Here is a 21,688-nt window from a genome sequence, read left to right as displayed (position 1 = left end):
CGACAATTGATATGCAATATATTGGTTCGCTTCCGCTGACGCCAACCACGAGCCCTTCTGCGGATTCCGCTACCGGCGGTACCGCCTCGCGCTACGCTCCTCGAACTTCGGTCTCGACGAGGAGGACGTGCCGATGGGATGGTCGGGTCGTAGCGGTGCCATCGCCGCCATTGTGGGTGTGGCGATCTTCACTTCGGGACCGGGCACCGCCTGGGCCGATCCCACAGGTACGGACTCACACGACACCTCGGTCAGCACGTCGGAGTCGTCCACCTCCGCCGGTCCGTCCTCCAAGCACGATGATCGCGACTCCCCCTCCGCGACGAGCGGGAGTACGCGATCCGAGACCTCGTCACCGGACAGCCCGGACAGGCCGGACAAGCCGGACACCACCGACGAGCCGGGGACACCGGATACGCCGCCCACCTCGTCGGGGGACAGCGAATCCTCCGACGACACCGGCAGCACCGTCAGCTCGTCGCCGCCGCCGACGGCAGCCGAACCCGAGCCGGCATCACCGGCGCCGGACCCGCCGACCACGCAACCCGACGAACCCGCATCGACTCCCGTCCCCTCCGTCGACTCGAGGAAGTCGGGGCAGGAGCCCGAAGGCGCAACCGTCGCGGCGGTGACGGCGCCGTCCACTCCGACGCCGCCCGCGACGATCGAGGAGGAGGCGTCGGCGCCCGCCACCGCCCGGCTGTCGACGCAATCCGCCGCACCGGTCGCCGCCGTCGCGACGTTGCGCGCCACGGCAGTCCACACCGCGGCAGCCGACACCGCGGCAGTCGAGGCCACGGTGGTCACGCCGGGACCGGTGTCGCCGATCGCCGAGATCGCGGCGCTGCCCGGCCGGATCGTGAACGCCGTCCTCCAGGTTCTCGGCATCACCACTTCCGCGGGCACGGGGCAGAGTCCGTTCTCACCGGCACCGATCGCGGATCTGATCTTCGCGGTGTTCCGCCGGATCGAGGAGATCATGGGCTTCAACGCCCCCGTGGTGCAGCCGGTGCCGCCGGCCATGGTGTACGAGGGACCGCTCGACATCCCCACGCCGACGGTGAAGCAGTTCCTGGACGCGGCGAGCGCCGAGTACGTGCTCGGCGGGACCCCCGGCGGCATGGTGCCGTTCACGGTCAACGGGTGGCCGTTGACGTCGCTGCATCTCGAGACCGGTTCGGACGCCTCGGTGTGGGTGACGCCGCAGAACCAGATCATCATCGCCTACTCGGGAACCACCGGCGGGACGCATCTGCTGTTCAACCCGCTGATCGCCGTCACCCAGATCATCACGGATCTGCAAGCGGGCCTTGATGATGCGACGCCGCTGGCGTTCATCCAGGCGGTCGGCTTCGCGGAAGCGGTGAAGGCCGAGGCGGCGGCCAGGGGCTACTCGTCCGACGACATCTTCGTGACAGGCCACTCGCTCGGCGCGTGGCAGGCGCAGTACGTCGCGCAGCAGATCGGGCTGAACGGCATCGGTTTCGAGGGGCCCGGCCTGAACAGCGTCGTTCCCGGCAACGGGGCGAATTCGCTGTTCGTCAACACCGCGACCTACGGCGACATGGCGGGTTTCCTGGCGAGCGATCTGCCTGGCCTGAATCCGATTGCGCCACCCTATGTTCCCGGCGGCGGCCTCAAACCGCACTACGGTCCCATCGTGCTGCTCGGAGATCCGGCGGCGAACACGCCGATGGTCAACGCTGCGAGCCTGTTCAACCAGGGTCCGATCGCCACCCTGATCTCGGCGATCGATCTGTTCGGCAACTTCCTCGCCAAGCACCTTCCCGCTGTTCAGGCCTACCATCTCGACGTCGATCTGGATCCCGGCGTGGTGCCGTGGCTCGGCATCAACGAGGGCCCGGTCCACACCGGGTTCGGTGACCTGACGATCCCCGAGTTCCTCAAGGCCGCGTCCGACGCGGGAATCCTGGTGACGCCGTAGCAGCCGCCGGTGAACGTCAGTCGGCGCTCGCCGGCGTGATGCGCAGGGCGACCCGCGGTTTGCGGCCGCGCGAGATAACGGCTTCCACGAAGGTGATGATTCGGAACTCGAAGCCGTACTTGCGTTTGATCAGACCCTCGACCCCGGCGACTTCGCCGGGATCGCGGAGCACCTCGGCGCTGCCGGCGAACACGGGTGCGTTCTCGGCGACCTTCCCGGTGCGTCCGGACGCCGTCAGCGTCACCCGCGGATCTCGGGCGACCCGCTTGACCTTCCAGGTGTCGGCCGGAGTCCACGCCACGAGGCTCTCGCCGTCGCGCGCGATCCACATCGCGCTGGCGACCGCGTCACCGTTCCGCTTGAAGGTGGTCAGCGAGACGAACTTCTCGTCGCCGAGGCTGGCGAGCAGGTCGCGTGTCACGGGTTTCTCCGATCCGGTTCGGGCCCAATCACTTCCGGAGATTACCGCTGAGTGATCCGGGCACGTCGTGGTTCGCGCATGCCGGTGATCACCTTACCCAGGATGAGACTGCGGATCCTGCGGGGAAGCGGTAGCAGAGCGGCGGTGAGGAACTTTCCTCGAGTACCCGGAATCACCGTGCGCCGGTTGCCGAGCGCTGCGAGGGTGACCCTGGCGACGACCTCGGTGCTGGTGGCCGACGACATGGTCAGGCCCGCCCTGGCGCCGAACCCGGAGTCGACGGGTCCGGGGGCGACGGCGAGCACGTCCACTCCGCGCGGGCGCAGTTCGTCGTGCAGTCCCTCGGCCAGGCTCTGCACGTACGCCTTGGACGCGGCGTAATTGGCCTGACCCGGAACGCCCTGCCATCCGACGATCGACCCGAACAGCACGATGCCGCCCCGGCCGCGTATCGCGAGACGTCCCGCGAAGACATGCGCGAGGTGCGTGACGGCGATGACGTTCACCGCCGTCAACTCCAGTTCGGCCGCCAGTGGTGTCTCCAGGAACGTGCCGGTGGTGCCGAACCCGGCGGCGAGGACCACCAGTCCGACGTCCAGGTCGCGCGTGACGTCGACCAGGGTGTCGACGCCAACCGAGTCGGAAAGGTCGACGGCCGCGACCAGCGTCTCAATACCGTGACCGGCCTCGAGCTCGGTGGCGAGCGCCCGCAGCCTATCCACGCTGCGCGCAGCGAGCACGATGTTGATCCCCTGCGTTGCAAGATGTTCGGCGAGCGCCCGGCCAATCCCGTCACTGGCTCCGGTGACGACGGCCCACGGTCCGTATCGGTGCGCGTTGCTCATACCGGCATCACCTTCGCGGGGTGGGCGGGCAGCACGGCGAGCACGAAGAACGCACCCACCAGACACACGGCCGCGGCGGTCAGACAACCCGCATGCAGGCCGGACATGAACGCGTCGTTGACTGTGTCCCGCAGTGCCCCGGCCATCGACGGCGGCGCCTGCGCGGCCACCTGCAGACCCTGTGCCAGGCCCTCCCGCGCCACCGCTTGGGCGGCTTCCGGCGCGGCGCTCAGGAGCGGGCTGTCGGATAGGTGGCGGATGTACAGGGTGGAGAAGATGCTGCCGACCACAGCCACCCCGAGCGTGCCGCCGATCTGACGAGTCGCGTCGTTGACCGCCGATCCGGCACCGGCCTGTTCGGGCCGGACCACCCCCATGATCGAGTCGGTAGCGGGCGCCGTCGTCAGCCCGAGTCCGCCGCCGAGCAGGATCATCTGCCCCGCGACCTGCAGGTACGGTACGTCGACGTCGATCACGGCCACCCACGCGAACGCCGCGGTCAGCATGAGCAGGCCGATGAAGACGACCACCTTGGTGCCGATCCTGGTCACCGCGATGCGGGTGCCGAGGACGGACCCGACGGCTATCGACAGGGCGACCGGCAGGATCCGCACGCCGGTCTCCAGCGGTCCGAAACCCTGCAGCAGTTGAAAGAACTGCGTGATCAGGAAGATGAATCCGAACAGCGCGAAGAACGCGACTGTCACTGCGCCGCTGGCCGCGCTGAACCGCAGGTTGGTGAACAGGCTGACGTCGATCAACGGATCGTCGACGCGGCGCTCCCACCACACGAACCCGACCCCGGAGAGGAGTGCCACGCCGAACCCGAACAGCGTGGGGGTCGACGCCCAACCTCGGTCGGGAGCCTCGATGATCGTGTAGACCAGGGCTCCGAGCATCACGATCGACAGCAGCAGACCGCCGCGGTCCAGTCGGGTGCCGGGCAGCGTGCCGGACGCCGGCACGAAGAGCACCGTTCCGAGCACGGCGACGAGCGCGATCGGCGCGAGGGCGAGAAACAGGCTGCCCCACCAGAACGTCTCCAGAAGTGCGCCACCGAGTATCGGGCCCATGGCGACGCCGAGCCCGGTGACGGCGCCCCACACTCCGATGGCGGCTGCGCGCTGCTTGGGATCGCGGAACGTGTCGGTGATGATCGCCAGGGTGGTCGGGTAGATCAGCGCCGCCGAGACGCCCATCACCAGTCGCGCACCCACCAGCTGTTCGGTCGTCGTGCACAGTGCCGCCCCGACGCTGCTCACTGCGAACAACAGGAGTCCGGCGATCAGCGTGCCCCGCCTGCCGAACTTGTCGCCGACCGTGCCGCCTGCCAGGACCAGGGCCGCGAACGCCAGGTTGTAGGCGTCGACGATCCACTGCAGCCCGCGCGTCGACGCATCGAGAGCCGAATTGAGCGTCGGCAGAGCGACGTTCACGATGGTCGTTTCCACGTTGATGGCCAACGCGGCCACCAGTACCACGGTCAGGATCAGGACGGGTCGGCTCCGTGGCGGTGCCGGATGCACGCTTCGGGCCGAGTGCTTACCGACGTCGATGGTCATTGAACCCGCCCTTGATGTTGACAGCGTTAACATGCTGAGCATGGCAGTCGATGTTAGTGCTGTCAACATGTGGGGTGCGCGGTTAGCGCAGGCCGTCGCCGATCGCGTCGAGCAGTCGCTCGGTGATCAGCTGCTTGCGACCGGCGTCGGCGTCACCGAGCGGGCCGTCGAGGAACAACGTGGAAAGACCGTGCACCGCGGCCCAGGCGGCTTCGTCGAGGCCGTCACGACGATCGGCGGACAGCGCACCGGTGGCGACGAGGTCGTCGATGCATCCGCTCAGGATCCGGAACGGATGGTGTTCGGGCACTGCGGCCGCGGGAGTATCGGCCGGATGTGGGTCGGCATCGTCTGCAGTCTCCCTGTGCGCGAAAGCCGTTCGGAACAAGCCGGGTTCGGCGAGCGCGAAGTCGATGTACCCCTGCCCGGTGGCGCGCAGGCGCCCGAGCGCCCGCTTGGCCTTGGGTCCACGGCTGGGGACCGCGTTCAGCCGCGCGACCATCGCATCGGCGAGGCGTCCCTCGGCGTACTCGGTCACTGCGGCGAGGAGGGCGTCACGATCGGCGTAGTGCCGATACGCAGCGGAGTTGCTCACCCCAGCCAGCCGCTGAACGTCCCGTAAGACCACCGCCTCAGGGCCGCCAACCCGTGCGAGCTCAACGGCGTGCTCGAGGAGGGCCTGTCGCAGATTGCCGTGATGGTAGGTGTCGGCGGCAGCGCGGGAACGTCGAGTAATGGGCCGATCTCCCTCCGTTCTAGGTTGCCAAAAGTAGCATCGCGGCTCCGGGCGGCGGGCGCGCACGAGTCGCCGCCGCCGTCGCGACCTTACCCAGCGGATAGGAAACTCTTACCCCGCGCGGGCCGATTCTGGCTTTCCGGCGATTACGCCGCCGCCGCCCGATAACGACCATTTCCCTCATGGTTCTTCACCTTCACAGCGAGCAGTCGGCGGACCGTGCGCTGCTCGACTCGGCGAGCGCGGCGCGCGTCGCCGTCGTCGGGGCCGGTGTCGGCGGCACGCTCACCCTCAGCAGGCTGGCGGAGCTGGCGGACGGCTCGTGGCGCGGGACCGCACTGGACATCGTCGACCGGCCCGAGAGCCTCGGGCGCGGACGCGCCTTCGGAAGCGACATCGCCGCCGCGGCGGTCAACACGTCCGCGCATCGACTCGAGGCGCTCTCCCCCACCCTGCACTCGTTCCGCACCTGGCACGCCGGCCTCGGCGGCCGATCGACCGACCTCGACATCGTGCCGATGTCGAGGTCCGTCTACGGCGACTACCTGACGACGACCCTGGCGAAGGCGATCGACCGGCTCCGGTCCCACGGGGTAGGCGTCCGCCTGCATCCGATGCACGCCAACGCGATCCGGCCCGTCGACGGTGGCATCGCCGTCCTCGGCGACACCGCGGCGCTGCCACCGGCCGACATCGCCGTCGTCGCGCCCGGCGTGTGGTCTCCCGCACCGACTCGCCACGACACCGTGTCGGCCTACCCCCTCAGCGGTTTGCGTAGTCGGCTGGGCGGCAGCCGCGCGGTCGCCGTGCTCGGTAGCGGTTTGACCGCCGTGGACGTCGCCTGCACGCTCGACGACGGAGAGACCCGAATCCACCTGCTCTCGCGCAGTGGAACCCTGCCCCGGGTTCAGGTCGAGGCAGCCCGGACAGGCGATGCACCAGAACATCTCACCGCGGAGGCGTTCCGTTCTCACACGGGCGGGTTGACCGCGGAGGCGGTGCTGAGCCTGCTCGACCGCGAACTGGCGCGCTTCGGCCGAACGAGAGCCGACATCTTCTCCGACGCCGCCCACGCCGACCACTGGACCGATCCGCTCGCCGATCCGGCCGACCTCGCCTGCTACCACACGCTCAGTGCGACCAACCAGGCGTTGAACACCGCGTTCGCGCTGCTGCCCGCGGCGGAACGCCACGCGCTGCGTGACGCACTGGGCCCCAGGTGGTTTCGCTACCGGGTCCGGGTGCCGCTGAGCCGGTGGCGCCAGCTCCGACGCATGCAGGCCGAGGGACGCCTGATGGTGCACGGCGGCATCGACGCTCGACAGACCGGGCTCGACGACGTCCTCACCGACCTCGGTGTCAACCGCCTCATCCCCGCGCTGGGCCAGTCCTCGATCCTGTCGGAGGGACCCGCGCTGGTCGCGGATCTGGCCGCCCACATCGGCTGCGACGACGCCGGCCAGGGGCTGGTGGATCCCGCGACCGGGCGGGCGCTGACGCCGTCGGGCACCCCGCGCGACGACCTCCTGCTCGTCGGGCAGGTGTCCGCGGGCAGCTACTTCACGGTGTCCGCACTCGACGTCGTCGCCGGACAGGCACGCCGTGCCGCGCAGACGGTCGCGGACCACATCACCACCCGCACGGGCCTCCGCATGCCGGTGGCCGGAAAGGCAGCCTGACATGACGACCCCGACACCGCATCTGGTCATCGTCACCGGAAACGACTCCAGCCTTCCCGTCGTCGCGCCGCCGGACACCCTGATCACGCTGATCCAGACCCCCGACCGGGCAACGGATTTCCAGCGCTCGGCGGTACACCGGTACCTCGAGGTCCCGCATCTCGACGCCGGTGCGCTGACCGAGTTGCTCCGCAGGATCCACTACGAGACGCCGGTCACCGCGCTGGCGTGCTTTCTGGAAGCCGGCATTCTCGCGGCGGCCATCGCAGCCAACGCACTGGGCATCCGGTCGAACCCGCTAGCGGCCGTTCGCACCGCCCATGACAAGGCGCTCACCCGCCGCGCGCTTGAGGTGCACGGCATCCCCCAGCAGCGATGGCAGCTGTGCCACAGCCTCGACGAGGTCGCCGCGTTCCGCGCGTCGTTGGCGGGCGCTCCGATCATCATCAAGCCCGTAACGGGCGCGGGCAGCGCCGGCGTGCGGCTGATCCGCGACGACGCCGACCTCGCGTCGGCCTGGCACGCGATCAGCGGACTCAAATGGTGGGCACTGCAGCACAATCCGAGGCACGCCGTCATCGCGGAGGCCGTGCTGCCCGGCAACGAGTTCAGCGTCGAGGCGATGAGCATCAACGGTCGCCACGAAGTACTGGCCGTCACCGGCAAGCTCACCACCGGGGCACCCGAGTTCGTCGAACTCGGACACTGGCAGCCGGCGCAGCTCCTCCCACCCCAGCACCACGCCGTCGTGACGCGCACGATCGAGGTGCTCGACGCCATCGGACACCGGACCGGCCCCAGCCACACCGAGGTGATGGTGAACGGCACCGACGTCGGTCTCATCGAGACGCACACCCGCTTCGGCGGCGACCAGATCTGGGAGCTCACCCAGCTGACGACGGGGCGGCACTTCGCCACCGAGACCGTGTTCGCGCTGCTCGGCCTCGACGCACCCGCACCGGGCCCACGGCACGGCGCCGCTTCGATGCGCAAGCTCGACTGGGCCGACCCGGAGCGGATCGACGACGCCGAACGCCTGCGAGATGTGGTCCGGGTGGCCCCACCGAAACAGCACCGCCCCGAGGACGTCACCGCGATCGCGGACTCGTCAGACCTCACCGGTTACGTGCTGACGGTCGGCGACGACGTGCAGCAGGCGTGGGCGACCGCCGAACGGTCCTGCGCCGCAGCGAAGGGCGACGCTCCGGTGCTGGTGATGAGTCCGGCGAAGGTGGTGAACCACTTCGGCCGCGAGCGCTTCGCCGCGGTGGTCCCGAGCGGATCCGTCCTCATCACGTCGGGCCCGGTAGACGTCGACACCTCCCGGCTGGCCGACCTCGTGGTGTTCGACGAGTACACCACCGACGACCGGATTCCGATCGTCGCCGACGAGCTGATCGGTGTGCACGGACTCGGGCGCGTCATCGTGCTGGCCGAAGCGGATGTCCTGCGCGCCGCCGAGATTCGCGGCCGGCGGGGACTCCGCGGGCAGCAGCCGCAGGATGCGCTGCTCTTCCGCGACAAGGCGTTGATGAAGCGGGCGGTGCGCGCCGCGGGCATCGCGGTCGCGCCGCATCGCGAAGTGCGGACCGCGCTCGAGTTACGCGACGCGACAGCTGAACTCGGCTACCCCTGCGTCGTCAAACCCCCGCACGGCCGGGGCTCCTCGGGCGTGTCGGTGCTCGACGACGCGGAGGCGCTGCGCGACTTTCTTCGCACCGGGCCCTTCAGTGACCAGGGCCGAACGTCGCCGTGGCTGGTCGAGGCGTTCCAGCCCGGCGAGCAGTACCGCGTGGACGGCGTGTGCCGTGGTGGCCGGGTGACATTCGCCGCCGCGGCGATCTACGTCAACACCCACCTCGACTTCCTCGGTGGCGGATACATGGGCTCGCTGATGCTCCCCGAGCAGAGCGACGAGGCCCGAACCGTGCTGAGCGTGGCGCGATCCGTACTGGAGAAGGCCCTGCCCGCCTACGACGGCGGCTTCCACCTCGAGGTGTTCCTCACGCCGGACGGCCCGGTCTTCAGCGAGGTCGGCGCCCGGATCGGCGGCGGGTCGATTCCCGAGGAGGTCGAGCTGTCCTACGGATTCAACCTCGTCGAGGAGGCGATCCTCGCCCAGCTGGGGCAGCCGTCGCGGCGCGCCGTGGCGGGCCAGCGCGGCCTGGCCGGCCAGCTGAACTTCTCCCCCGTGCCGGGAACCCTCCTCGACGCACCGGAGCGTTTCGAGCATCCGGACGTCGTCCTGTCGGAGATCGCCTCTCCAGGAATGAGTTTCACATCGATGACGCACACCAACGCCGAGTTCGCTCGCGCGGTGTTCCGCGCCGACTCCCTGGAGTCCGGCCGGGACACGATCTCACACCTACTGCAGCACATGAACGCAACGACGAAGTGGAAGGACTCCGACCATGTGGCGACGGCTTGACGTGGATGACTACGACGCGGTGATGGCACTCCGCCAGACCGTGCTGGGCAGCCTTCCCGATCCGGACTTCTACGTCCGGGAAGACGACGAGCGGATGTTCGTCCGGGGCCACCTGGACCTCTTCGGCGAATCGGTGGGCTACTTCGACGGCGACGCCCTGGTCGCCTACCTCGCGCTGACCACCGACCTGGTGTCCTCCGCCGAGGACATCGAGTTCGCCTCCTGCGAGCCGACGTTCAGCGACGTGGTGTTCGCCGCGGCGATGGTGCTTCCGGAGTACCGCGGCCGCGCGTTGCACCGGGCGGGCATCCGTCATCACATCGCCGCGGCCCGAGCGATCGGCGCGCTGCGCGGCATGGCGCAGATCTCCGCTCGCAACCACCGGTCGCTTCGGTCGTATCTGTCCGAGGGGTTCCGCATCACCAGAGCGGTCGAGTACCCCGACGGCAGGCGCCGCCTGCGGTCGAGTACCCCGACGGCAGGCGCCGCCTGCTGCTGGAGCGCCATCTCGTCGGGAGCGATCGGGTCGCACTGATCGACGACGTCGCACTCGTCGACGTCAACGACTTCCACGGGGTTCGTCGCGAGCTGACCGACGGGCGTGCGGGGCACGGTCTCCTGCCGACCGGAGCCACCGCGCTGATGGTCGTCGGCACCGCCCGCTCAGCGGCGTGCGCGCCCGCGGCCGACCTGGAATGGTCGTCCGCCTCGTGACGCGACTCCTGGTGGTCGGGGGCATCTCCTCGGTACACGACATCGCCCGCCGGCTCGGCGCCGAACTGACGCTCGTCAAGACGACGGCATCACAGACCATGCTGGAACCCCAAGCGTACGAGCGCATCATCGACGTCTCCGACTACGCCGACCGCGACCGCGCCGCGAAGGAGGCGACGGAGGCGATCGCGGAAGCGGGCCTGGCCGCCATGACGTTCGACGGGATTCTCTGCCTGCACGACGACGCCGTCGAGTTGGGCGCCGTCATCGCCGAGCAGCTCGGGTTGCCGTTCCCGAGCCCCGAGGTGGTGCATCGGACCGTCGACAAGTCGGCGATGCGCGACCGCCTCGACGCGATGGGGCTGGGCACCGTGGCACACGGCGTCGTCGCCGAAGGTCGCGCCGAATGGGCCTGCGGCACTCCGTCATCCGAGGTCGTGCTCAAACCGGTCGACGGTCGGGCCAGCCGCGGCGTGACCTTCCACCGCTCGATCGACGACCTCGACGACTGGCTCGCCCACCATCCCGGTGAGGCGGACGGCTACGTGGTGGAGGAGCGCAAGTCGGGCCGGGAGTTCAGCGTCGAATCGCTGATCCTGCGGTCGGGTGATGCCTGGCACGGGGTCACGGCCAAGACCACCAACGCGGCGGTGGAATCCGGACACCTGCACCCGGCTCCTCTCCAGGCCGATGAGAGGGCCCGCATCGTGGCGACCGCGGCGGCCTGCATCGAGGCGTTGGGCGTCGACCGGGGTCTGTTGCACACCGAGGTGATCCTGAGCGACGACGGCTCGGCGCACGTCGTCGAGACGCATCTGCGCGGCGGCGGCGACTACATCCTCGATCTGGTGCGGTCCGCTACGGGGTTGGACCTGCCGGAACTGTACGTGCGCGACCTCGTCCACGGTCTCGACACCTTTCCGCAGGCAGCCGAACTCGGCTATGCCAGTGCGCAGTTCGCGTTTCCGGTGGACACCGGCGTGATCACGGGATGGCACCTCGTCCGGGAAGCACGCGCACTGCCGGGGGTGGACGCCGTCATCACCCTGCTCAACGTCGGGGATTCCGTGTCACCCGACGTCACGTCCAGCTACGGCAGGTCGGTGTGCGCACTCGCGTACGCGACCGATCCGGCGTCGGCCCTCAGGCGGGCGCGCGCCGCGGCACTCACTCCTCGTCCGACGGTGGAGCCGGTGTGATGATCACGTCGCCGCCACCACGATGGCCGGGCGCGCGCCTGCTCGCGGGCTCCGCGCTGTTCAACATCGCGTCGGGGTGCTACACCATCACACTCGGTCAGGCCCTGTTCGAGACGTCTGGATCGGTGACGGCGTTCACCGGAATCGTCGTCCTCGAGTTCGTCGTGCCAGTGATTCTGGGTGCGCTGGCCGGAAGCCTGGCCGACAGATTCAATCCCGCGATCGTGTGCGCGGTCGCGTCGATCGTTCCCGCGCTGTCGTTGGTCGGCTATCTGGTCGCGCCCGTGAGCCTGATGGTCGCGGGTGGCGTGGCGGTCGGGTTGATCGTCAACCTGGCCCGCCCGTTCTATCGAGCGGGGGTGTTCGCGGTCGGCCCACGCTCGCTCGATCAGGCCGACCTGCCTCGGTACAACGTCCGGTGGACCGTGTCCGTGCAAGCGGGGCAGATCATGGGCGGCGCGGTCGCCGGCCTGTTCCTGTGGGCCGCCGGGCCGTCGTGGGCGTTCGGTGCCGCCGGTGCGGCCTACGCCGTTGCCGCGTACGCGTTGTGGTCGGCGCGGTCGACGATGTCGATGACGTCCGACGACGGCGCGCGCGACGACACCGGTTGGGGTGCGGTGCTGCGGGAGGCCCTCAGCAGTGTGCGCTCGGTGCTGTCGCTTCTGCTTCTCGGCGTCGACTTCCTGACGATCGCCACGTTCAACGTCGCGTTGGCTCCCCTGGTGCACCGGTTGTACGGCAACGAGATCTGGTTGGGACTCCTGGACGTCTGCTTCGCGGCGGGCGCGATAGCGGCGTCGATGCTGTGGGCGCGGTTCCCGTCGGTATCCCCACGCCGGGCCGTCACCACCGGATTCGTCGTTCAGATAGCGGGTTTCGCAACCATCGCGCTGGCGCTGGCCGTGGACGGCGGCTTCGGGCGGTGGGGTGTGCCCGTCGGCGCGGCGCTGCTGGGCCTCGGCGTGGCGGTGTCGTCGAGCCAGCAGGTCAGCATCCTGCAGAGCTGGGCCAGGTCATCGACGATCGGCAAGGTCGGCGCTCTCCGTCAGGCCGTCATCGGACTGACCACGGCTGTGACGTTGCCGGTCGTGGGTTACGTGATCGACGTGGATCTGGTGTCGGCGTTCGGGGTGGTGGTCATCGTGCTCATCGTCGCCGTGAACGTGAACGTCAGCATCGGCTACAGGACCATTCCGCCGTCGCGGTCGGGCAGCGCCCGGATCGGCTCAGCGCCGTGAATGGCGGCGCGCACCGACTCCTCGACGGCACTGTCGGAGACGAACAGCATCTCGTCGCCGGCCTGGAGGACGTCATGCGGCCGCGGAAGGATGACCTCGCCGCCGCGCACCAGCGTCACCAGCGCGGTGTTGGCCGGCAGGTCCAGTTCGCCGACCCGCTGGCCGACCAGCGGATTATCCTCGGGCAGAGTCAGTTTCGCGAGATCGGCCTGCCCCTGCCGTAGACCCATCAACCGGATCAGGTGGCCGACGTCGATCGCTCCCTCGATACCGGCAACCAGGGCGCCGGGCGTCGAGACCCCCACGTCGATCCCCCACGCCTGGGTGAACAGCCACTCGTTGCGCACCTCGTTGATGCGCGCAACCACCCGCGCCACCCCGAACTCCGTTTTGGCCAGCATCCCGACCACCAGATTGGCCTTGTCGTCTCCCGTCGCCGCGATCACCACGTCGCAGGTCTCAGCGCCGGCCTCCTCGAGCGTCGTCAGCTCGCACGCGTCGCCGAACAGCCAGTCCGCCTCGGGCACGGTGTCCGGTTCGAACTTCCGCCACTCGCGCTCGATCAGCAGCACCTTGTGGCCGGACTCGAGTAGTTCGCGCGCCACGGATCGACCGACATTGCCCGCACCGGCGATCCCGATGCGTGTCTTGCGCTCGCCCACGACGCCCATCTTCGCGTACGGAGCGGCACGTCGCGGCCCACGCTTGAAATACTGACCTCCGAGATGACTCTGCAACAGCTGTACGTCGCCCTGCTCGTCGGCGGCTTCGTGCTGCTCGCCAGCATCGCCAGCACCCGGCTCTCGACGCGAGTCGGCTTCCCGAGCCTGTTGCTGTTCCTGCTGTTCGGCGTCCTGCTCGGTGAGGATTTCATCGGCGTGGAGTTCGACGACGTCGAGTTGGCGCGCAATCTCGGCACCGCGGCACTCGCCGTCATCCTCGTCGAAGGCGGCCTGACCACGAAGTTCGCCGACGTGCGCAGGGTGCTGGCCCCCGCGGGCGCGCTCGCCACCCTCGGCGTCGTCGTCAGCATGGTCGTCACCGCCGCCGGCGCCCACCTGCTGCTGCGGATGGACTGGCAGCTCGCGCTGCTGCTCGGCGCCATCGTGTCGTCGACGGACGCCGCAGCGGTCTTCGCAGTCCTGCGCGTGCTGCCGCTGCCGCGTCGCGTCGTCGGCCTGCTGGAGGCCGAGTCGGGGTTCAACGACGCGCCGGCGGTCATCTTCGTCGTTCTCTTCAGCACGGTGCCGTTCATCTTCGAACCGGAGCACACCGTCGGGCTGCTGGTCTACGAGTTGCTCGCGGGATCCGCGATCGGGCTCGGCTGCGGGTTCGTCGGCGCCATAGGTCTGCGCCGCATCGCGTTGCCGGCGTCTGGCCTGTATCCCATTGCGACGTTCGGGTTGGGCATCGTCGCGTTCGCGGCCGCCGGCACCGTTCACGCCAGCGGGTTCATCGCCGCCTACCTCGCCGGCGTGGTGCTCGCTAACTCCGGTTTGCCACACCGCTCGGCGACGCGGTCCTTCGCCGAGGGCCTGGGCTGGCTCGCTCAGATCGGACTCTTCGTCCTGCTCGGCCTGCTGGTCGACCCCAGCGAGTTGGCCGCAGACGTCGTACCCGCGATCGTCGTCGGACTGGTCCTGCTCTTGGTCGCGCGGCCGCTGTCGGTGGCGCTCTCCCTTGCCGGGTTCAGCATTCCGCTGCGCGAACAGCTCTTCGTATCGTGGGCGGGGCTGCGTGGCGCCGTCCCGATCGTGCTGGCGACCATTCCCATCGTCGCGGGCGTGCAGGACAGTTCCCGGCTGCTCAACATCGTGTTCGTCCTGGTGGTCGTGTTCACCCTGATCCAGGGCCCCAGCCTCGGTGCGGTCGCTCGTATCCTGCGCCTGGTCAGCAAGGACTCCCTGCGGGAGATTCAGGTCGAAGCCGCACCGCTCGACGTGCTCGACGCCGAACTGCTGACGATGACCGTTCAACCCGAGTCGCGACTGCACAACGTGACGGTGCTGGAACTCCGACTACCCGACCCGTGCGTCATCACGTTGATCATCCGCGACGGCCACACCTTCGTGCCTCTTCCGGACACCCGCATCGAGGCTCGCGATGAGCTGATGGTCGTCACCACCTCGAAGACGCGCGCCGCCGCCGAGCGCCGCCTGCGGGCCGTCAGCAGACGCGGCAAGCTCGCCTACTGGTTCGACGAATACGGCGAAGCCGAGTGAATTGCACGTGATCTTGCCGTAACCGTGCTTATGCTCGCGGAATGCCCGATCCGAGGGAATCGCGTCGTCGTAGCCGCGCCCTGTCGCATGCCCTGTGGTTTGCCCGCGCGCGGCCAGGGGACTACCTCCTCGCCGCCGCAAGGATGTCCGCCGGCCTGCCGATGATCGGTCGACACCTCGAACCGTTCGGCGGCTTCCTGGCACTCGGACTGTTCGCTCCCGGCTTCGCCCCCGGCCTCCTGGCCACCACCGGCCGTCCGCACCTCCCGGTCGGCGGAGTCGATCGCCAGCGCGTCCGGCACGGTGACACGGTAGCCGCCGTCGCCTCCGGCCTGGCCGACGTGGTGTCCGGGTCGGTCCAGTGGCCCGCTCCGACAAGCCTTGCGCCGGTGTTCAATTCGACTGCACACCGCAAGCACGTCCGGCACGCCTCGGTGCCCTACGGCGATCAACCCGGCCAGGTGGTCGACGTGTGGAGTCGCGCCGACCTGGTCGGCACCGACGCCCCCGTGCTGCTCTTCGTGCCCGGCGGCGCATGGGTTTTCGGCAGCCGCAAGCTGCAGGGCCACAGTCTGATGTCGCACCTGGCCGAGATGGGTTGGGTGTGCCTGTCGCTCGAATACCGCACCAGTCCCAAGCATCGGTGGCCACGCCAGTTGATCGACGTCAAGGCCGCCATCTCCTGGGCGCGCGCGAATGTCGGCCGCTACGGCGGTGATCCGGCTTTCGTCGCCGTCGCGGGCTGCTCGGCGGGCGGGCACCTCGCCACGCTCGCCGGCCTCACTCCGGATGACCGCACCCCCGAACTGCCCGCCGACGCCGATACGACGGTCGACGCCGTTGTCTCGATCTACGGCAGCTACGACTGGGAGGACCGCTCAACGCCCGAGCGGGCGCGCTTCATGAGCTTCCTCGAAAGGGTCGTCGTTCAGCGCCGCCAGCGCGCCCGGCCGGAGACCTTCCGTGCGGCTTCCCCCATGGCGCGCATGACGTCCGACGCCCCGCCGTTCCTGGTCATCCACGGCACCAAGGACTTCCTCATCCCGATTCACGAAGCCGAGACGTTCGCCGCACGCCTGCGCTCGGTGTCTCGTTCCCGCGTCTCCTACATCCCCGTGCCGGGCGGCACCCACGGGTTCGACCTCATCGACGGCACGCGCACCGGTCCCGTCGTCAACGCCATCGGAATGTTCCTCGACCACGTTCACCGCGAGCGCCGGGCGAGGGTCGACACGGCCGTCTGAGTTCCACCCGCGGCCGACCCGCGGCATCGGCAGTATCGTCGCGAGCATGGTGACCACGCCGACACCCCTGACCATCATGTTCTGGCCGGAGTCGGCCTATGGACCGACGAACCAGTGCATCGGTCTGGCCGCTATCCTGCGCGACCGGGGACACACGATCGTGTTCGCCGCCGAGAGTTCTTGGGCGGGAAAGCTCGCGCCCTACGGTTTCATCGAGGAACTGGTCGATCTGGCGGAACCCGCCGAGGGAGCGAGCGACGAGGACGCGGGCGCGTTCTGGACCGAGTTCATCGCCGAGACCGCGCCGGAGTTCCGCAAGCCGACGATCGACCAGCTCGAGTCGTTCATCAAGCCGACCTATCAGGCGCTGATCGACGGCGCGAAGTACTGCGAGCCGAGGCTGCGTGAGATCCTCTCGACGCACCGGCCCGACGTCGTCGTCGAGGACAACGTCGTACTCTTCCCGGCACTGACCAGGGCCGGGGCGCCGTTCGTGCGGATCGTGTCGTGCAGTCCGCTGGAGGTCAGCGGAACCGCTGTGCCACCGCCCTTCTCGGGCCTGCCGACCGCCGACCGCAGCCAGTGGGACGCCTACCGCGCCGAGTTCGACCGCACCCACCGCGAGTTGTGGACCGAGTTCGACGCGTGGGTGCAGGCGCAGGGTGCGGCGGCGCTGCCCGACCTGGAGTTCATGCCGCGCGCGAACGCGGCGAACCTCTACGTGTATCCGGCGGAGGCCGACTACCTGGACGTGCGACCACTCGACGACAGCTGGACGCGGATGGATTCCAGCGTCCGCGAAACCGACGACGAGTACGTGCTGCCCGCCGAGGTCGCCGACCGCCCGGATGACAGCGCGCTGATCTACCTGTCGCTCGGCTCACTGGGTGGCGCCGACCTCGAACTCATGCAGCGGCTGGTCGATGTACTGGGCACCACCGGACACCGCTACATCGTGAGCAAGGGCCCGCAAGCCGATCGAATCACGCTGGCCGACAACATGGTCGGTGAGCAGATGCTGCCCCAGACCAAGGTCATCCCGCAGGTTGACCTGGTGATCTCGCACGGCGGCAACAACACGGTCACCGAGACCCTGCACTTCGGCAAGCCGTTGATCGTGCTGCCGCTGTTCTGGGACCAGTACGAGAACGCCCAGCGCATCGACGAACTCGGATTCGGTATCCGGCTCGACACCTACGCGTTCGCCGACGCCGACCTGATCGGCGCGGTGGACCGGCTGATCGCCGATACGGAACTGCGCCAGCGACTCTCGGAGATCGGTGCGGACATCCGCGGCCGGGACGGACTGCGCGTCGGCGCCGACGTCATCGAACGGGTCGGGGCGGAGCACCGGGCCCGACGGTGACCGAACCCCTCGATGTGCTGAACCTCGCGGACGGCGTGCGACTCGAGGTCGTGGCGCGGTCCGACGGGCTCGCGGCCGTGCCGATGGTGGTCGACGCGGGGGGATGGCGACGGGCCGCGGCGGGTGACGGCGCGGCCGAAGCACTGCTGAGGATGCTGACCGAAGGCTCGGCGACCATCGGGCGCTTCACCATTCGGTCGTGGACCATCCGCGCGGCGACGGGCGAACGGTCGGTCGGGGTGGACCAGACCAACGAATCGGTCATCGTCGGTGAGACCGCCGTCGTCAAGTGGGCCACGCATCTCCAGGAGGGCCCGCATCCGGCACCGCGCCGCATCGCGGTGCTGCGCGAGAAGGGATTCCACGGCATCCCCGTACCGTGGGGGCTGATCACCTGGGAGCCGCCCGACGGTGCCGAGACGCTGGTCGTCAGTGTCGACGAGTACCTTCCCGGCGCGGTCGACGGCTGGACGTGGGCGGTGGATCTCGCCACCGGCGCCGCGCTCACGGGGCGACACGACGACCTGATCTCCGCGACCCGCCAGGTCGGCGAACTGGTCGCCGACATGCACGCGGCGCTGGCGTCGACGAGCGGTGTCCCGACTGCGGACGACGTCGCGCGCTGGCATCGGGACGCTCTCGCAACCCTCGACACCGTCTGCGAGCTGGACGGTTCCGCGAGCGTGCGGCTAGCTCGAGAGCGCCGGACGGACATCGCGGCCGAACTCGACGGTCTGGCGGAGGTCGGACGGACGCCCGTCATCGCGGGCCACGGCGACCTGCACGTCGGTCAGATACTGCTCGCCGGCGGTCGCTTCGTGGTCACCGACTTCGACGGGAACCCGGTGCTGCCCGCCGAGCAACGCGCCCTGCGCATCCCACCGATGCTGGACGTCGCGGGAATGACGCAGTCGCTGGCGCACGTCGCCGTCGTCGCGCGCAGGTACACCGAGCTCGACCCGCAGGAGTCGGCCCGCGCCGACGCGAGCGGGCGCAGATCGTTCCTCACGGCGTACCGGGCACAGCTGCGGGCGCGGGGCGTCGAGCCGTTCTACGTGCACGCCCTGCTGCGACCGTTCCGCATTCAGCAGGTGCTGCGTGAGATCGTCTACGCCACCAGGCATCTCCCCCGCTGGATGTACGTACCCGACGCGGCGCTTCCCGCGCTGCTCGACGATGGGATCACCTCGTGAAGCCCGACGGTTTCGTCACCGACCTGTTCCGCAAGCCGGAGGTGCTGCGGGCGCTCGCCGAGACGCTGGCGAGCGAGAACCCCTGGGCCGCCGTGGTGCCCGCCGATACCGCACGGGTCGTGCTGCTCGGCATGGGATCCTCGGCATACGCGGGCGCGGTGGCGGCTGCCCGGATGCGCTCCCGCGGTGTCGTCGCCGTGTCGGAACTGGCTTCCTCGCAACGACTTCCGGCGTGGGGTGAAGCAGCACTGGTGGTGGCGACGTCGGCGAGCGGCGGCTCGGTGGAGACGCTCGACGCGTTGGTCCGGTTGCCGGCGTCGGTGCCGACCGTGGCGCTGACCAACACGAAGGACTCGGCCATCACCGAACGGTGCGGCGGAGTGGTGCCACTGCACGCCGAGCCGGAGGTCGGCGGAGTGGCATGCCGCAGCTACCAGCACTCGCTGGCGTTGCTGATCGCACTCGAGTGCCACCTCACCGGAGCCTCGACGGCCGGGCTGGTGGCGTCACTCGATGCGGCCGCCGACGCGACGGATCAGCTGCTGGCCACCGAATCCGACTGGCTGCCCGAGGTTTCGCAGCTGCTGCTCGGCCCGTCGGGCACCCACCTGGCCGCGCCGGCGGAGCGGCTCTGCTCGGCGCAGCAGGGCGCGCTGATGCTGCGGGAGGGTCCGCGCCGGCCCGCCGTGGGCTGCGAGACCGGGGACTGGAGCCACGTCGACGTCTACCTGACGAAGACCACCGACTACCGGCTGCTCGTCTTCGCCGGGTCGCCGTGGGAGCACCAGCTGGCCGAGTGGACGACCTCGCGCGGCAGCACCGTCGTCGGCGTCGGTGGTGAGGTACCGGGCGCCGGCTACGAGCTGCGCTACCCCGGCGACACCGAGGACGACGTTCGCCTGCTGACCGAGGTGCTGGTGCCCGAGCTCGTCGCGGCGCGGGCGTGGCAGGCGCGCTAGAAACCCGTAAAGGCGCTGCCAGCGGGCGTCAAGAAACCGTAAGGGCCGGGAAAACGCCTGTTCAGCGGGCCTAGCTTCGACGGCGTGTCCATTCTCGTCTACGTCGTGCTGACCATCGCGATCTTCGCGCTGTTCGGCGTCATTCAGAAGGTGTTCGAGCGATGAGCGCCGAGAACGTCATAGGTCTCGTCCTCGCCGTCCTCATCGCGGTGTTCACCTTCGCCGCCCTTCTGTTCCCCGAGAGGTTCTAGTGACTGTGTTCGATGCGGGCATCACCTCCTGGATCTTTGCGGCAACGCTGGCCTTAGCGCTCGTGCTCGTGCACGTCCCGTTCGGCGACTACATGTACAAGGTGTACAACGCCGACAAGCACTCCCGTGCCGAGCGCCTCATCTACCGCGGCATCGGCGCGAATCCCGACGCCGAACAGGGCTGGGGCGCCTACGCCCGCAGCGTGTTGGCGTTCTCCGCGGTCAGCGTCCTCTTCCTGTTCTTCTTCCAGCTGCTCCAGGGCAAGCTGCCGCTGCATCTCACCGATCCGGCGACCGAGATGACCGCGGGCCTGGCGTGGAACACCGCGGTCAGCTTCGTCACGAACACCAACTGGCAGGCGTACTCCGGCGAGTCGACGCAGGGACACCTGGTCCAGATGGCCGGCCTGACGGTGCAGAACTTCGTCTCCGCAGCCGTCGGCATGGCTATCGCGGTCGCGCTGGTCCGCGGGTTCTCGCGTCGCCGCAGCACCGAACTCGGCAACTTCTGGGTCGACCTGGTGCGCGGCACCATTCGGATCCTGCTGCCGCTGGCGATCATCGGCGCCGTCATCCTCATCGCGGGTGGCGTGATTCAGAACTTCGCGTTGCACGACCAGGTGGTCAACACGCTGGCCGGCGGAACCCAGGTCATCCCCGGCGGTCCCGTCGCCAGCCAGGAGGCCATAAAGGAGATCGGCACCAACGGCGGTGGCTTCTTCAACGCCAACTCCGCGCACCCGTTCGAGAACCCGACCGCGTGGACCAACTGGCTCGAGATCTTCCTCCTGCTCGTCATCGCGTTCTCGCTGCCGCGCACGTTCGGCCGGATGGTGGGGTCCCCTAAGCAGGGCTACGCGATCGTCGCGGTGATGAGTGTGATTGCGGTGGTGAGCATCTCGCTGACGATGTTCTTCCAGATGCAGCACTGGGGCACCGTGCCCGAGGCGGTCGGTGCGTCGATGGAGGGTGTCGAACAGCGCTTCGGCGTCGCCAACTCGGCGGTGTTCGCCGCGTCGACGACTCTGACCTCGACCGGCGCGGTGAACTCGTTCCACGACTCGTACACCAGCCTCGGCGGCTTGATGACGATGTTCAACATGCAACTCGGCGAGGTCGCCCCCGGCGGCGTCGGTTCCGGTCTCGTCGGCATGCTGATCCTCGCCGTCATCACGGTGTTCGTCGCAGGCCTCATGGTCGGTCGCACCCCGGAGTACCTCGGCAAGAAGATCACGCCGCGTGAAATCAAGCTCGCCGCAAGCTACTTCCTGGTGACTCCCTTGATCGTGCTGACCGGCACCGCGATCGCGATGGCGTTACCCGACCAACGCGCCAGCATGCTCAACACCGGGCCGCACGGCCTGTCCGAGGTGCTGTACGCGTTCACCTCGGCGGCCAACAACAACGGGTCGGCGTTCGCGGGCCTATCGGTCAACACCGACTGGTACAACACCGCCCTCGGACTCGCCATGCTGTTCGGCCGCTTCCTGCCGATCATCCTGGCTCTCGCACTGGCGGGATCGCTGGCCGCCCAGGGCACTACGCCTGAATCCGTCGGCACCCTGCCCACCCACCGGCCGCAGTTCATCGGCATGGTCGTCGGCGTGACGTTGATCCTCGTCGCGCTGACCTTCCTGCCGATGCTCGCACTCGGACCTCTCGCTGAAGGACTCCCCTCATGACCGT

The 21,688-nt window shown here is 69.0% G+C and carries 19 protein-coding genes; 13 read left to right on the top strand and 6 right to left on the bottom strand.

The window, feature by feature from the left end; genetic code table 11:
* Positions 1 to 69 precede the first annotated feature (69 nt).
* Positions 70 to 645, bottom strand: a complete 576-nt coding sequence (locus tag NM203_RS07190) for a hypothetical protein (protein ID WP_255059087.1) — start codon at positions 643 to 645, stop codon at positions 70 to 72.
* Between NM203_RS07190 and NM203_RS07185 the strand changes: the two genes are divergently transcribed.
* A complete protein-coding gene (locus tag NM203_RS07185; protein WP_255059086.1) occupies positions 629 to 1,945 on the top strand; it encodes a hypothetical protein in 1,317 nt (438 codons plus the stop codon). The genes NM203_RS07190 and NM203_RS07185 overlap by 17 nt on opposite strands.
* 16 nt (positions 1,946 to 1,961) lie before the next feature.
* On the opposite strand, the gene NM203_RS07180 is transcribed toward NM203_RS07185, so the two are convergent.
* From NM203_RS07180 to NM203_RS07165, 4 genes are all read right to left on the bottom strand, one after another.
* On the bottom strand, positions 1,962 to 2,366 hold the full coding sequence (locus NM203_RS07180) for a PPOX class F420-dependent oxidoreductase (RefSeq protein WP_255059085.1): 405 nt from the start codon (positions 2,364 to 2,366) through the stop codon (positions 1,962 to 1,964).
* A 41-nt stretch (positions 2,367 to 2,407) separates the two neighbouring features.
* Complete coding sequence (locus NM203_RS07175; protein WP_255059083.1) at positions 2,408 to 3,211, bottom strand: SDR family NAD(P)-dependent oxidoreductase; 804 nt, start codon at positions 3,209 to 3,211, stop codon at positions 2,408 to 2,410.
* Positions 3,208 to 4,773: an MFS transporter gene (locus tag NM203_RS07170; RefSeq protein ID WP_255059082.1), complete on the bottom strand. Its 1,566-nt coding sequence runs from the start codon at positions 4,771 to 4,773 to the stop codon at positions 3,208 to 3,210. Before NM203_RS07170 ends, NM203_RS07175 begins: the two co-directional genes overlap by 4 nt.
* 82 nt (positions 4,774 to 4,855) lie before the next feature.
* Positions 4,856 to 5,575: a TetR/AcrR family transcriptional regulator gene (locus NM203_RS07165; RefSeq protein ID WP_255059080.1), complete on the bottom strand. Its 720-nt coding sequence runs from the start codon at positions 5,573 to 5,575 to the stop codon at positions 4,856 to 4,858.
* Between the two features lie 116 nt (positions 5,576 to 5,691).
* Here NM203_RS07165 and NM203_RS07160 point away from each other — a divergent pair, with 116 nt between their 5' ends.
* From NM203_RS07160 to NM203_RS07140, 5 genes are all read left to right on the top strand, one after another.
* Complete coding sequence (locus NM203_RS07160) at positions 5,692 to 7,188, top strand: FAD/NAD(P)-binding protein (RefSeq protein WP_255059079.1); 1,497 nt, start codon at positions 5,692 to 5,694, stop codon at positions 7,186 to 7,188.
* A gap of 1 nt (position 7,189) precedes the next feature.
* A complete protein-coding gene (locus tag NM203_RS07155) occupies positions 7,190 to 9,616 on the top strand; it encodes an ATP-grasp domain-containing protein (protein WP_255059077.1) in 2,427 nt (808 codons plus the stop codon).
* A complete protein-coding gene (locus tag NM203_RS07150) occupies positions 9,600 to 10,151 on the top strand; it encodes a hypothetical protein (protein WP_255059075.1) in 552 nt (183 codons plus the stop codon). The genes NM203_RS07155 and NM203_RS07150 overlap by 17 nt, the downstream gene beginning before the upstream one ends.
* A 175-nt stretch (positions 10,152 to 10,326) precedes the next feature.
* Positions 10,327 to 11,529 carry an ATP-grasp domain-containing protein gene (locus tag NM203_RS07145; RefSeq protein WP_255059074.1) on the top strand — a complete coding sequence of 401 codons (1,203 nt, stop codon included), beginning with the start codon at positions 10,327 to 10,329 and terminating at the stop codon, positions 11,527 to 11,529.
* The gene (locus tag NM203_RS07140; RefSeq protein WP_255059073.1) at positions 11,526 to 12,767 is read left to right on the top strand and encodes an MFS transporter; all 1,242 of its coding nucleotides are present in this window, start codon (positions 11,526 to 11,528) and stop codon (positions 12,765 to 12,767) included. Before NM203_RS07145 ends, NM203_RS07140 begins: the two co-directional genes overlap by 4 nt.
* Here the strand turns inward: NM203_RS07140 and NM203_RS07135 are convergent.
* Positions 12,710 to 13,429, bottom strand: coding sequence for a potassium channel family protein (locus NM203_RS07135; RefSeq protein ID WP_255059072.1), 720 nt, complete (start codon positions 13,427 to 13,429; stop codon positions 12,710 to 12,712). The two genes, NM203_RS07140 and NM203_RS07135, sit on opposite strands and share 58 nt — an antisense overlap.
* A gap of 63 nt (positions 13,430 to 13,492) precedes the next feature.
* Between NM203_RS07135 and NM203_RS07130 the strand changes: the two genes are divergently transcribed.
* From NM203_RS07130 to kdpA, 7 genes are all read left to right on the top strand, one after another.
* Complete coding sequence (locus tag NM203_RS07130; protein ID WP_255059071.1) at positions 13,493 to 14,989, top strand: potassium/proton antiporter; 1,497 nt, start codon at positions 13,493 to 13,495, stop codon at positions 14,987 to 14,989.
* A gap of 41 nt (positions 14,990 to 15,030) precedes the next feature.
* Complete coding sequence (locus tag NM203_RS07125; RefSeq protein ID WP_255059069.1) at positions 15,031 to 16,233, top strand: alpha/beta hydrolase; 1,203 nt, start codon at positions 15,031 to 15,033, stop codon at positions 16,231 to 16,233.
* Between the two features lie 46 nt (positions 16,234 to 16,279).
* The gene (locus tag NM203_RS07120) at positions 16,280 to 17,599 is read left to right on the top strand and encodes a glycosyltransferase (protein ID WP_255059068.1); all 1,320 of its coding nucleotides are present in this window, start codon (positions 16,280 to 16,282) and stop codon (positions 17,597 to 17,599) included.
* Positions 17,596 to 18,792 carry a glucosamine kinase gene (locus tag NM203_RS07115; RefSeq protein WP_255059067.1) on the top strand — a complete coding sequence of 399 codons (1,197 nt, stop codon included), beginning with the start codon at positions 17,596 to 17,598 and terminating at the stop codon, positions 18,790 to 18,792. The genes NM203_RS07120 and NM203_RS07115 overlap by 4 nt, the downstream gene beginning before the upstream one ends.
* Complete coding sequence (locus NM203_RS07110; RefSeq protein WP_255059066.1) at positions 18,789 to 19,751, top strand: SIS domain-containing protein; 963 nt, start codon at positions 18,789 to 18,791, stop codon at positions 19,749 to 19,751. The genes NM203_RS07115 and NM203_RS07110 overlap by 4 nt, the downstream gene beginning before the upstream one ends.
* 161 nt (positions 19,752 to 19,912) lie before the next feature.
* On the top strand, positions 19,913 to 20,002 hold the full coding sequence (locus NM203_RS07105; protein ID WP_255059065.1) for a potassium-transporting ATPase subunit F: 90 nt from the start codon (positions 19,913 to 19,915) through the stop codon (positions 20,000 to 20,002).
* Positions 20,003 to 20,022: 20 nt separating this feature from the next.
* The gene (gene kdpA, locus NM203_RS07100) at positions 20,023 to 21,684 is read left to right on the top strand and encodes a potassium-transporting ATPase subunit KdpA (RefSeq protein WP_408633310.1); all 1,662 of its coding nucleotides are present in this window, start codon (positions 20,023 to 20,025) and stop codon (positions 21,682 to 21,684) included.
* Positions 21,685 to 21,688 lie beyond the last annotated feature (4 nt).

It is taken from the genome of Mycolicibacterium arenosum (assembly GCF_024320865.1).
Taxonomy (GTDB): Bacteria; Actinomycetota; Actinomycetes; order Mycobacteriales; family Mycobacteriaceae; genus Mycobacterium; species Mycobacterium arenosum.
This window is presented reverse-complemented; position numbering and strand designations above follow the sequence as displayed.

Coding starts and splice junctions, on each gene's coding strand:
- NM203_RS07155 (WP_255059077.1), top strand. CDS start 7,190: ATGACGACCCCGACACCGCATCTGGTCATCGTCACCGGAAACGACTCC.
- NM203_RS07130 (WP_255059071.1), top strand. CDS start 13,493: ATGACTCTGCAACAGCTGTACGTCGCCCTGCTCGTCGGCGGCTTCGTG.
- NM203_RS07150 (WP_255059075.1), top strand. CDS start 9,600: ATGTGGCGACGGCTTGACGTGGATGACTACGACGCGGTGATGGCACTC.
- NM203_RS07125 (WP_255059069.1), top strand. CDS start 15,031: ATGCCCGATCCGAGGGAATCGCGTCGTCGTAGCCGCGCCCTGTCGCAT.
- NM203_RS07170 (WP_255059082.1), bottom strand. CDS start 4,773: ATGACCATCGACGTCGGTAAGCACTCGGCCCGAAGCGTGCATCCGGCA.
- NM203_RS07175 (WP_255059083.1), bottom strand. CDS start 3,211: ATGAGCAACGCGCACCGATACGGACCGTGGGCCGTCGTCACCGGAGCC.
- NM203_RS07160 (WP_255059079.1), top strand. CDS start 5,692: ATGGTTCTTCACCTTCACAGCGAGCAGTCGGCGGACCGTGCGCTGCTC.
- NM203_RS07120 (WP_255059068.1), top strand. CDS start 16,280: ATGGTGACCACGCCGACACCCCTGACCATCATGTTCTGGCCGGAGTCG.
- NM203_RS07105 (WP_255059065.1), top strand. CDS start 19,913: ATGAGCGCCGAGAACGTCATAGGTCTCGTCCTCGCCGTCCTCATCGCG.